The organism is Agromyces sp. P2_B3 (genome assembly GCF_056404815.1).
Genome location: NZ_JBFUDH010000029.1, coordinates 1 through 11,474, shown reverse-complemented (window position 1 = coordinate 11,474; position 11,474 = coordinate 1). Strand labels below are relative to the sequence as shown.

Sequence of the window (11,474 nt, the reverse complement as noted above, 5' to 3'; positions counted from 1 at the left end):
CGCCACCGCAGCGTGGGTCGACTGGTACAACGACCGGCGGCTCCACGGGAGCCTGGGCATGCTCAGCCCGACCGAGTTCGAGCAAGCCCACTACGCTGACACAGACCTTACGAGTGGGCTGCTCAACCACCCGTAAAACACCGGCAGGAAACCCGGGGCGCTTCAATCTCCTGATCAGGACACTGAGGTGAGCCAGGGCGGCGTCGACCCCCGGCATGGTCGGACAAGTCCATTCGAGGGCACCCTGACGGGGCCACCGCTAACAAGAGTCACGACCAAGACGGGACAGCCAACACCACCCTGACAGCCAGTCCCAGACCGACCGGTTCAAGACTCACAGCCGCTAACAGTGGTTTGGCATCCGGGTTCGGAACGTGGGTTCAGGCGGTGAGGATAACGGCGACGGTACTGGTGTCCAGTCTTAGTCGCTGCAGGGTCAGTGTAGCGCTGCTTCGGCGCCGTGTGCGGTCGAGCTCACGTCGTACTGGTGGGCGATGTTGGTCGTCATGCAGCCCGAGAGGGTGAGACCTATGGTTAGCGCGGTTCCGGTGCGATCGCGATGGTGCAGCTCTCGAAATGGTTGATCGTGGTCATCGCAACCAAGATGCCCAGTGACAACGGCAAGCCATCACACCGAGGGCTCTTCGCAGGTTGTATAGCCGGGGTTGAACGTGAACGGCGCCCTGGTACGAGCGCCATGGTCCCGCTGAAGTTCGGTTCTTCACTCCAACRACTTGCGCAACTGTTCCTGCGTCGCACTCGGCGCCCTTCTAAAAGCGTTCTAGTGGTACGACTGGGGGCTGTCAAGTGGGGAAGAGGTTGTGTTCGTAGGCGTGGATGACGAGGTGGACGCGGTCTCGTGCTTGGAGTTTGAAGAGGATTCGGGTGACGTGTGTTTTCACGGTTGATTCGGAGAGGAAAAACTGGCTGGCGATCTCGGAGTTGGTGTGGCCTTGTCCGATCGCGATGAGGACTTCACGTTCGCGGGGAGTGAGGGTGGCGAGACGTTTGCTCAGTTCCGGGTTCGCGTGCGGGGCCGCGGGAAGTTTGTTGCCGAGGATCTCGATCATTCGTTTCGTGACGCGTCCGGAAAGGGTCGCATCGCCGGTATGGACGGTGCGGATCGCGGTAGCGAGTTCGTCGGGATGCGCATCTTTGAGGAGGAATCCACTGGCTCCGGCGCGGAGCGCATCGAACGCGTATTCATCGAGATCGAAGGTGGTCAGTACGATCACGCGCGGCGCGCTGGCCGTGGCGGTGATCGTCTCGGTTGCGGTAATCCCGTTGACACCTGGCATACGAACGTCCATGAGCATCACGTCGATTGTGTGAGCGTGCGCAAGGTCGATCGCGTCGCGGCCGTTGCCCGCTTCGCCGACGACGGTGATTCCCGGGTCGGCGTCCAAGACCATGCGAAGCCCGGTGCGTACGAGTGCTTGGTCATCGATGATCGCAACCCGGATTGGGGTTTTGGAGGTGGTCATCTTGTGGGTTCGCTTTCGGTTGATCCTGTGGTTGGGCAGTGGAGGGTTGCCTCGACCCGCCAACCGCGCCCCTTCGGGTGGGGGCCTGCATGGAGCGTGCCGTGGTAGAGCGCGACGCGTTCTCGGAGGCCGGCTAGGCCGCGCCCGGCGCCGCCCGAGGCTGAGGTCACGCGGGCGGGCCCGTTATCGGCGACGGTGATGATGACTGTGTGATCGTGGTGGTCGATGCGGGCGTGCACGGTGGCTCCGGGAGCGTAACGGAGCGTGTTGGTGAGGGCTTCCTGGAAGATTCGGTAGACCGAGAGTTGTAGATCGGTTCCCTTGACAGGCGGGCCGGACGCGCTGAAGTGCATGGTGATGCCGGCGGTGCGGAACCTGTCGATCAGAGCGGGAATGTCGGCGACACCGGGTTGCGGTGCGTGGCTGCCGTCCGTGTCGCCTGGGCGGCGCAGCACGTTCAGGGTGCGCCGCATCTCACCCAGCGCGTCCCGTCCGGTCTCAGCGACGGAGCGCATGGTGTCCGCCGCCCGTGRCGGATTGCGTTCCACAGTCGCCGCGGCACCCTCGGCGAGGGTGATCATCACGCTGAGCCCGTGGGAGACAATATCGTGCATCTCCCGAGCGATGCGTGTGCGCTCGAGGACGGCACCGAGTTCGGCTTGCTGGTCTCGTTCCCGGGTGAGCGCCCGCGCACGGGCAATGAGCGCGTCGACGTACCGTGCCCGGTTGCCGACACCGGTGCCGATCAAGGTTGCGGTCAGCAACAACACGATCAGCGGCACATACGCTCGCAGGAAGACATACGGGTCGCTCGGATCATCTGGCCCAATGGTAAGGACGAACCCGTTCCGGTCTTCGTTAGCGGTTGACCACGCAGGTACTAGGGCGATGGCAGCTGTCGCTGCGAATCCGATCCACGCGGCGCGTGGAGAGCGGTATACGGCAAGGGCGTACAGCGCGAGGAGCACCGGGCCGACATCTGCGTCATGGTAGGGATAGACGAACATGAAGGTGGCCCATGCCACGGCAAGCACCAGCCACGGCACCAGCCGGCGAAGCAGTAGCGCGATCGCGGCTGTCAGCGTTGCGCCGGTTTGCAGCAGGGTGACCCACAGGGGCGGCGCTTGAGGGCTCCAGATGGCGACGCCGATCGTGCCGAACAGCGAGAGCAAGAGATACGCCCCTGCCACGGTGGCGTCGGCCAGATGTGGGTGGCGGTGCAGGAACTGTCGGAACGCACCTGGTTCGCGGGGTATACGCACCTCGTCCCCGGCCGCTGGGCTCTCGCGGTCGGGGACGAAGGTGGTGACAGGCACGGAATGGGACACTACACGTCACGTCTGCTCAGGAGCAGACCGCCCGCGGCGCAAGCCGTGGCCRACCAGCCAGCAAGGAGCAGGAGGTTCATCCACCAGTCGAGGGCGTTTGAGTTGCTGGCCGGTGCTGTGAGATCCTGTCCTGCCTGCGACGGCAGGTATTCGAGGAGCTCGCGCGACCAATCACTGGGAATCGACTGGAGCAGGATCGGTAGCACGAACAGGAGTACGATCACCGCGACGATACTGGCCGAACTGGACCGCAGGACCGCCCCGACGCCCACCGCGATCACTCCAACAAGGCCGAGGGTGAGTCCAGACGCAAGGACTGGTCCCAGCGTCGCCAGCTCGAGCATGTCCACCGTGCGTCCACGGACGGCGAAGACGGCCGCTGACGCTAGGTACCCTCCAGCAGTGGACAACACTGTGACCACGAATGTGGCGGCAAACACCACGGCAACTTTCGCCGCCAGCAGCTTCACCCGGGCGGGCGCCACGGTCAGGGTAGACCAGATCGCACCAGTGGCGTACTCGGTCGTGACGACTAGCACCCCGGTAGCGGCAATGAGTAGTTGCGTCAGCACGATTCCCGCAGTCGCCCCCTGGATAAGCTGCCCGGTGGTCRCTGCGGTGTTGCCTCCGCCGTTGGCGCCAAGGAGGACAAATGTGTACCCGACGGACAACCCAAGGCTGATCGCGACGACAGCAACGCTGGTCCAACGCATCGATCGGAGACTGCGGATTTTGATCCACTCCGAACGCGCCAGTCCCAGAAAGGAAACCGGCTTGGTGTCGGCGCGACGGCCCGACCCTGCGGCGTGCTCGACGAGGGGCGTATGGGTGGTGGTGCTCATCGGACGGCCTCCGTTCGGTACTCGACTGTGTCTCCGGTCAACGCCATATAGGCCTCTTCCAGCGACGCGGTCGCCATGGTCAATTCGTGGATCGGGATACCGTGCCGGGCCGCGAGGTCACCGACCTCTACGGCGTCAATGCCGGTGATCTCCACCACACCCGGCTRGCTGCTGTGCACCGTCACCTCAAGCCTGGCGACCAAACAAGCCAGCTCGGCTGCCTGCGAAGACCGCACCCGAACCCGCGGGCCGGTGCCACCGGCGACGATCTCCGCCACCGGGGCATCCGCGAGAACCTTGCCCTGTCCGAGCACGATGAGATGATCCGCGGTCAACGCCATCTCGCTCATCAGATGCGACGACAGGAACACCGTGCGCCCCTCCGCGGCCAGGCTCCGGAGGAACTGCCGCACCCACAACACGCCTTCCGGGTCCAGACCGTTGACCGGTTCATCCAGCATCAACACAGCAGGGTCACCGAGCATTGCCGCCGAAATCCCCAACCGCTGACTCATCCCCAATGAGAACTTGCCCACCCGCCGGTTCGCGACTGATTCAAGCCCGGTCAACTCGAGCACCTCCCGCACCCGACGCGCACCGATCCGATGAGTCGCCGCTAACGCGGACAGATGATCAAACGCCGTCCGCCCGCCATGGACCGCTTTCGCATCCAGCAATACACCCATCTTCTGCAACGGAGCAGGCTGCGCCGAGAACCGTCTCCCACCCACCAGTGCTGCACCCGACGTCGGACGAGCCAACCCTGCAATCATCCTCATCGTCGTCGACTTGCCGGCCCCATTCGGACCAAGAAATCCGGTCACGAGACCAGGCCGCACCGTGAAATCCACCTCGTCCACGACCCGCTTCCCGCCATAATTTTTTACCAGCTCACGCGCAGTAATCATGAAACTCACGCTACGAACTCCACCCCGGCCTAGCGTCCGCCCACGAGCCCGATCCAACGCCGAAAGTGGGACCCCAGAACTACAACCTGCGACCCCATACCGGGGTCTGTTGCTGACGGCGGGCGCCGAGGCGATCCGGCCCTGACGGAGGCATCCGGCGTCCGCACACTAAAATATCACCGGCTATGATGTGTGTGGTGTTCTGGGTGTCGGTTCGCCAGCCTGATTGTTACCGTTCGCAGCCGAACAGGAATGTCGGGCGGGTGTGGCGGATTCTAGTGGCGGTGCAGAAGGGGATGGGATGCCGGATTCGGCTGAGCTGGAGTTGCGGGCGGCAGTAGACGCGGCTGTGTTTGACGAATACTTGGAAAAGCTCACGGCCCTCGCTCCGGAACTAACGGCGGCCGAGTTGGTACTGGTGACGGGGTACACCCGAGTCACGATCATCCGGAAGATCCAGGCCGGGACGATCACCGGGCGGCTGGTCCGGGGTCGATACGTCATCCCGGTCCGCGCGAACCGGGCACTGTTCCGGGATACCGGGATCCGGACGTTCCCGCCGGTACGGCCACCCGAACCCGAGAAGGCGGCCCCGTCCAGGAACCGGGGATGGCAGGGCGATGGTCGGATATGGCTGCCCGCAGCGACCCGCACTCTCATTGCGGCGCTCCTTGAACACGAGGCGGCGGCCTCCCCAAGCGAACTGATCGCGCAGGTTATGTCGGACTATGCGCACGCGCGCGCCCCGCTCGCGCGCCACCACTCACCGCCGCACCCTCCTGCGAAATCACTCAGCATCGCCTGACTGGCTAGCAGATCCGACTGGGCTGGTTCGGGCGACGCCGACGGCGAAGCCGCTGCTGCTCGCCGACCCAGCAGTGGCAAATTTCCGATGACCGGATGAGCCCTCCGTCCCGTTCTGCAGCATTTCCAGGACGCTTGCGATGAGTGATGGGGGGACAGTTGTGCGGCAGGCGGACGGCCGGTTCGGTCGGGCCATGACTTTGCGCGGCCCAATTGTGTCTGAGCGGCGCGTAAGCAGCCTTGCGTCATTGCGCCCGACGCGATCTCTTGTGAGTTGGGCTGAGAAGCGGGTAGCGTCTGCAGCATGCTCGCCCAGCGAGCGCCGAACCAGTGAGCGCCGAACGCGCGAGGTCGAATTCGCGGGTTCGGTAGCACCATCGCTTCGATGCTCATCGAGAGTGGCGGGGGACCTGGGGGAGTTATGGCCAAGCAGTTCGGTGGAATCGTTAGCGTCGACATTCGGGATTCGGCGCCGGATTGGGAGCCGTTCGAGCCGCCGAAGGCGCCAGACGGCGCCCCGAATGTGGTATACATCGTGCTCGACGATGTCGGGTTCTCGGCGATGTCGGCCTACGGTGGGCCGATCGAGACCCCCAACGTCGAGCGGGTCGCCGCCGACGGCGTGCGCTACACGCAGTGGCACACCACAGCACTCTGCTCGCCGAGCAGGTCGTGCCTGCTGACTGGCCGAAACCATACCCGCAACAGCATGGCGTGCATCACCGAGGCGGCGATCGGGTTCCCGAACGCGAGCGGCACGATCCCGCCCGCCAACGGGATGCTCTCCGAGATCCTCGGTGAGCTCGGCTGGAACACCTACGCCGTCGGCAAGTGGCACCTGTGCCCCGACGACGAGATGAACGTCGCCTCGACCCGGCGGAACTGGCCGAGCGGGCGCGGGTTCGAGCGGTACTACGGTTTCCTGGGGGCCGAGACGAACCAGTGGTATCCCGACATCGTCTACGACAACCATCCAGTGGACCAACCCAGGTCGCCGGAAGAGGGCTATCACTTCTCTGTGGATATCACGGACAAGGCCATCGAGTTCATCCGCGACGCGAAAGCGATCGCGCCCGACAAGCCCTTCTTCCTCTACTACGCCCCCGGTGCTGCGCATGCCCCGCACCACGCCCCGAAGGAATGGGCCGACCGGTACGCCGGGAGGTTCGACATGGGCTACGAGGCGATCCGCGAGCAGACCCTCGCCCGGCAGAAGCAACTTGGGATCGTTCCCGCGGACACCGATCTGCCGCCCCTCAACCCACTCGGGACGCCCGAGACGAGGACCGGGCCCGACGGCATCCCGTTCCCGGCGATGGACGAGACCCGACCGTGGGACACGCTCTCCGACGAGGAGAAGCGGTTGTTCAGCCGCATGGCGGAGGTGTACGCGGGATTCCTCTCGCATGCCGACTACCAGATCGGGCGCCTCCTCGACTACCTCGACGACATCGAGGAGCGGGACAACACGATCGTGGTGCTCGTCTCGGATAATGGTGCGAGTGGCGAGGGTGGCCCGAACGGCTCGGTCAACGAGATGCGGATGATGAACGGGATCCCCGACGACATGGCAAGCAACCTGGCGATGCTCGACGAGCTCGGCGGTGTCAACACGTACAACCACTACCCGAACGGGTGGGCGATGGCGTTCAACACGCCGTTCAAAATGTGGAAGCGCTACGAGTTCAACGGGGGCACATGCGATCCGTGCATCATCTCCTGGCCCGCCGGGTCCAACGCTCGCGGCGAGATCCGTGACCAGTACCACCACGCCGTGGACATCGTGCCCACGGTCCTCGATATGCTCGGCGTCKAGCAGCCCGAACAGATCAAAGGACACGAGCAGAGTGCGTTCGACGGTGTCAGCATGCGTTACTCGCTCGACGATGGGGTGGCGCCCACGACGCGTCGCACCCAGTTCTACTCGATGCTGGGTTCGCGCGCCCTCTGGCACGACGGCTGGAAGGCGATCACGAACCATCCCACGCTGAGCGGCTGGAGTCACTTCAACGACGACGAGTGGGAGCTCTACCACACCGACGTCGATCGGGCGGAGTTGCACAATGTCGCGAGCGAGCACCCTGACATGGTGCGGGAGCTCRTGAACCTGTGGTTCGCCGAAGCAGGGCGCAACCAGGCGCTCCCGCTCGACGACCGCTCGGCCATGGAGATCCTGCTGACCCCACGCCCCGTGCTCTCGGCACCGCGAGAGCGATACGTCTATTTCGCCGATATGGCGGAGGTCCCCGAGTCGCAGTCCGTCAACGTCCGCAATCGCTCCTTCGTCATCGGAGCGCTCGTCGACCTCCCGGCGCCAGGCGCGGAGGGCGTTCTCTTCGCGCAAGGATCGAAGTTCGGCGGGCATGCCCTCTACGTGAAGGACTGCCGCCTCCACTACGTCAACAACTTCGTCGGGATGCTGGAGCAGAAGATCGACGCCACGGAGGACCTCCCAACCGGCGAGAACGTGATCCTCGCGGCGTCCTTCCACAAGGACGGCGAGGACAACCACGTCGCGACAGGCATGCTCACGCTGCATTGCGGCGAGCGGGAGGTAGGTAGTGCGCGCATCCGGACCCAACCCGGAAAGTTCTCGATCGCCGGCGAAGGACTCACCGTCGGAAGAGACGGTGGCGAGCCAGTGACCGACGACTACCCGGGCGTCGCACCGTGGCCGTTCACCGGTGGCACGCTCCGACGTGTGCGTGTCGACGTCAGCGGCGAGCCGTTCGTCGATCTCGAGCGCGAGGCGCAGGCGATGCTCATGCGTGAGTGACGAAGGCCTTTCTGGAGGCGTCCCGGGCCGCGCGCCGCTTCATCATGCCGGACTCAATGCCCTGCAACGTCGAACCCTGTCTCGCGGAGCGCCGCCACAGCCCACTCGATCCTCCACACCTGTGGCAACCGGTCCTCAGCTATTCGGCACGAACCACACGCCGATACTCCTGCTCCACCGCCCGCATCCCCCTACCACCTCGCCGCTACTACCTCGTCGCTAAGGTTGCGCCCTACCTTGCCGAACCGCACAAATTCGTAGTACGCCGCTCTTCCGCTGGTGCGGCCGCCGAGTGGTGACGAGCTTGGCTGTCTTCAACGTCAATGGCCAACCGTTCCTTGGCGAGGGCCACTGAGTTCCCGGGTCCCGTCTGCATGCTGGCCTGGTGCGTTGGGGGCGCGGAGCCTGCGTTGAAGGCGGACCCTGCCTTCATTTGTTGCTCGGACTGCTCGGGTGGCTGCCGGCGATTTCGGCGTCGATGGCCACCACGCCCGGCTAYATGGGGTCCATTCGGAGTTCGGAGTGCGGTAGGCGCTTCTCGATGGCGGCAGCTGGTGGGTAATCAACGGCTGGGATGACATACTAGTGTTATGGAGTATGAGATGATAGCCGGCCGGTTTTGAAGATCCGTACGAGCGTCACCATCGACGCGAACGTCGGACTGGTCTTCGATGCGTTCCGTGACCTGGATTCGATCGCTGATCAGGTGTCCGGGATTGAGGACATCGAGATCCTCGGCGGTCCGGCCATGCTTGCCGTTGGGACTCGGTGGCGCGAGACTCGCCGCTTGTTCGGCCGCACTGCCACCGAAGAGATGTGGGTCACCGCCCTGACTACGCCAGAATCCTACGTCGTGGAAGCCTCCTCAAACGGCACCGAATACTGCACCCGCTACAGGTTCACGGCGCTTCCCGGTGACCAGACCAGGGTGGACCTGGCCTTCACTGGCATCCCCGTCACCCGGAAGGCGCGGCTCCTCGCGATCACCTTCGCCCTGTTCGCTGGTGCGGCTCGCAAAGCGCTCCGCGCGGACATGATAGACCTGAAGCGCACCCTCGAACCCGCACGCGGGAGCATGAGGTCGCCACGATGACGGAACTTGCCGTCAACTGGTGGGCGGTCGCGATCGCTGCGATCGCGGCGTTCCTCATCGGTGGGCTCTGGTACGGCCCTCTCTTCTCCCGCGCCTGGCTACGCGCCTCCGGGGTGACCGAGGAGCAAGCCCGAACCGGGACCGCCCGCGTGTTCCTCAGCGCCTTCCTGATCACCACGATCATGGCCATCGTGTTGGCGGCGTTCATCGGCACCGCCGGGGTGATCTTCGGCGCGACCGCCGGGTTCCTCACGGGCTTTGTCTGGGTTTCCGGCGCGATCGGCGTGAACTACCTCTTCGAACACCGCAACCTGCCCCTGTTCCTCATCAACGCCGGCTACTACACCCTTACCTTCACCACCATGGGAGCCATCCTCGGCGCCCTCCAGACATAATTTCAGCGGGCTGGACAAGCCGAAGCATATTGGTCCGGTGCTTCAAGAGGTACCCCAAGACAAGTAGTCGCGAGGCGCATCAGGAGCCACACCGGCCGATTCGCGGGAAGGGTGCGGCGATGAACACCATCCCGGAAGCCATCGGCGCGTACACGATCGCGGCAGCGCTCCTCACGATGCTCCCCGGTCCTGATACCGCCGTGGTGCTGGTGACGGCCATCAACGCCGGCCGCGCCGCGGCCATGCGCGCCGCGCTCGGAATCGGGGCAGGCCTGCTCATCTGGGGCACCGCCGCCGGACTCGGACTCGCAGCGGTACTCCGGGCCTCATCCGAGGCGTACACCGTGTTCAAGTTCGCCTGCGCCGCGTACCTCGTCTGGCTCGGACTCATCGCGCTTCGTTCAGCGATCAAACGACGTCAGGCCGACCCGCCGCTGCACGAGCCCAGGAAGCGGCGTCTTGCGCTTCCATGGGGATTCCGTCAGGCGCTGCTCACAGCAGCGCTGAACCCGAAGCTTGGCGTGTTCTTCGTGGCGTTCCTGCCACAGTTCCTCCCACCTCACACCTCGCCGTTCGCCATGACGATGCTATTCACCGCCATCCACGCGGCCGTGGCCATCATCTGGTACCTCGTCCTCGGCAACCTGGCCGGCGCGGCACGGACATGGCTGAACCGCCCGCGAGTGCGACAAACAATCGCCGCCGTGACCGGCGCAGTATTCGTGTTCTTCGGCCTGCGCATCGCCACCGAATAGGGCGAGTCCGTCCCAGCAACGGACGGGTCTCACTGAACGCGAGGTTCCGGCAATCGACCCAGCAACGCGGCCACTTCCCAACCAGCAAGCCGCGATACCCGTCAGGCCGGGTTGGTTTCGTGCACGGTGGTGGTGAGTTGGAAGATGGGTTCGATGGCAAGCTCGGCGGCGATAGGGTCGGCGTCGAGGACGGCGTCGCGGAGCTTGCGGTACAGGGTGGTGAGAGTGACGGGGTCACGGTTGGCTTCGATGCGGGACAAGGAGACACGATAGATCTTCGCGTCGATGATGTCGCGGGTTGCGGCGACCAGGACTGGGTTGGGGCATCGGTCGAGGAGTTGGTGGGCGAGGTCGTATCCGAGGCTGATATAAGTAGCGGTGTCGTTGCTGTTCAGTGCGGCGATGATCTGGTCCAGCACTGCGGTGAGAGTAAGCGTGTCGTCCGCGGTGAGGACCGGGACGGTGATCCGGGTGACGCCGCCGAGAAGTGCGCCGATGGTCTGCAAATCAAATAGCGCTGTGGCTGGGTCCGGGGCGGCGACTCGGGTGTAGCGTTGCGCCGCCATGTCGACCAATCCGACGCGTGCGAGTTCGTTGAGTGCTTCCCGGACTGGAGTGCGGGACATGCCCAACCAATTCTGGAGGTCTTCGTCGCGAAGGATCTCACCGGGTTCGAGGGTGTGGTCGATGATCGCTGCGCGGATCCGTTCGATCGCGACCTGCCGTAGCGACTGTCGTTCCACGACCGCGTGCTCGCTCGTCGGAACTGGCATATCAGGTCTCCACTTCTCCTGTTGAGGAAATCATAAATATATTACATCTCCCGAGACGGGGTTGGGTGCCAGTGGGTGGTTTATGCCTGTTGGCGTGTGCGTTTGGCAAGGTTCGAGTTGTTGGCTAGCGGTGCCGTGCCATAAGGGGAAGAGTGAAGCGCCCCGGGTTTCCTGCCGGTGTTTTACGGGTGGTTGAGCAGCCCACTCGTAAGGTCTGTGTCAGCGTAGTGGGCTTGCTCGAACTCGGTCGGGCTGAGCATGCCCAGGCTCCCGTGGAGCCGCCGGTCGTTGTACCAGTCGACCCACGCTGCGGTGG

Annotated in this window: 12 protein-coding genes; 6 read left to right on the top strand and 6 right to left on the bottom strand. The window is 64.4% G+C overall.

What is annotated here, in order from left to right; genetic code table 11:
- The coding region (locus AC1DZA_RS19680; RefSeq protein WP_476774028.1) for an integrase core domain-containing protein at positions 1-136 on the top strand (136 nt) is incomplete at its 5' end.
- Between the two features lie 667 nt (positions 137-803).
- Here AC1DZA_RS19680 and AC1DZA_RS19675 read toward each other — a convergent pair.
- The 4 genes from AC1DZA_RS19675 to AC1DZA_RS19660 are packed head-to-tail and all read right to left on the bottom strand — an operon-like array spanning position 804 to position 4,562.
- Positions 804-1,484, bottom strand: a complete 681-nt coding sequence (locus tag AC1DZA_RS19675; RefSeq protein WP_476774025.1) for a response regulator — start codon at positions 1,482-1,484, stop codon at positions 804-806.
- Positions 1,481-2,800, bottom strand: coding sequence for a sensor histidine kinase (locus AC1DZA_RS19670; RefSeq protein WP_476774024.1), 1,320 nt, complete (start codon positions 2,798-2,800; stop codon positions 1,481-1,483). Before AC1DZA_RS19670 ends, AC1DZA_RS19675 begins: the two co-directional genes overlap by 4 nt.
- 11 nt (positions 2,801-2,811) lie before the next feature.
- Positions 2,812-3,654, bottom strand: a complete 843-nt coding sequence (locus AC1DZA_RS19665) for a hypothetical protein (protein ID WP_476774023.1) — start codon at positions 3,652-3,654, stop codon at positions 2,812-2,814.
- The gene (locus AC1DZA_RS19660; RefSeq protein WP_476774027.1) at positions 3,651-4,562 is read right to left on the bottom strand and encodes an ATP-binding cassette domain-containing protein; all 912 of its coding nucleotides are present in this window, start codon (positions 4,560-4,562) and stop codon (positions 3,651-3,653) included. The genes AC1DZA_RS19665 and AC1DZA_RS19660 overlap by 4 nt, the downstream gene beginning before the upstream one ends.
- Positions 4,563-4,863: 301 nt before the next feature.
- Here AC1DZA_RS19660 and AC1DZA_RS19655 point away from each other — a divergent pair, with 301 nt between their 5' ends.
- The 5 genes from AC1DZA_RS19655 (at position 4,864) to AC1DZA_RS19635 (ending at position 10,385) form a co-directional block, all read left to right on the top strand.
- On the top strand, positions 4,864-5,367 hold the full coding sequence (locus AC1DZA_RS19655) for a hypothetical protein (RefSeq protein WP_476774022.1): 504 nt from the start codon (positions 4,864-4,866) through the stop codon (positions 5,365-5,367).
- 522 nt (positions 5,368-5,889) lie between these two features.
- Positions 5,890-8,142 carry an arylsulfatase gene (locus AC1DZA_RS19650; RefSeq protein ID WP_476774021.1) on the top strand — a complete coding sequence of 751 codons (2,253 nt, stop codon included), beginning with the start codon at positions 5,890-5,892 and terminating at the stop codon, positions 8,140-8,142.
- A 619-nt stretch (positions 8,143-8,761) separates the two neighbouring features.
- Positions 8,762-9,235 carry an SRPBCC family protein gene (locus AC1DZA_RS19645; protein ID WP_476774020.1) on the top strand — a complete coding sequence of 158 codons (474 nt, stop codon included), beginning with the start codon at positions 8,762-8,764 and terminating at the stop codon, positions 9,233-9,235.
- Positions 9,232-9,630, top strand: coding sequence for a DUF1761 domain-containing protein (locus AC1DZA_RS19640; protein ID WP_476774019.1), 399 nt, complete (start codon positions 9,232-9,234; stop codon positions 9,628-9,630). Before AC1DZA_RS19645 ends, AC1DZA_RS19640 begins: the two co-directional genes overlap by 4 nt.
- A 119-nt stretch (positions 9,631-9,749) precedes the next feature.
- Complete coding sequence (locus AC1DZA_RS19635) at positions 9,750-10,385, top strand: LysE family translocator (protein ID WP_476774018.1); 636 nt, start codon at positions 9,750-9,752, stop codon at positions 10,383-10,385.
- A gap of 101 nt (positions 10,386-10,486) precedes the next feature.
- Here AC1DZA_RS19635 and AC1DZA_RS19630 read toward each other — a convergent pair whose 3' ends face one another.
- Positions 10,487-11,128: a GntR family transcriptional regulator gene (locus AC1DZA_RS19630; RefSeq protein ID WP_476774017.1), complete on the bottom strand. Its 642-nt coding sequence runs from the start codon at positions 11,126-11,128 to the stop codon at positions 10,487-10,489.
- Between the two features lie 212 nt (positions 11,129-11,340).
- A partial coding sequence (locus AC1DZA_RS19625) for an integrase core domain-containing protein (protein ID WP_476774026.1) occupies positions 11,341-11,474 on the bottom strand: 134 nt, incomplete at its 5' end.

Coding starts and splice junctions, on each gene's coding strand:
- AC1DZA_RS19655 (WP_476774022.1), top strand. CDS start 4,864: ATGCCGGATTCGGCTGAGCTGGAGTTGCGGGCGGCAGTAGACGCGGCT.
- AC1DZA_RS19675 (WP_476774025.1), bottom strand. CDS start 1,484: ATGACCACCTCCAAAACCCCAATCCGGGTTGCGATCATCGATGACCAA.
- AC1DZA_RS19635 (WP_476774018.1), top strand. CDS start 9,750: ATGAACACCATCCCGGAAGCCATCGGCGCGTACACGATCGCGGCAGCG.
- AC1DZA_RS19640 (WP_476774019.1), top strand. CDS start 9,232: ATGACGGAACTTGCCGTCAACTGGTGGGCGGTCGCGATCGCTGCGATC.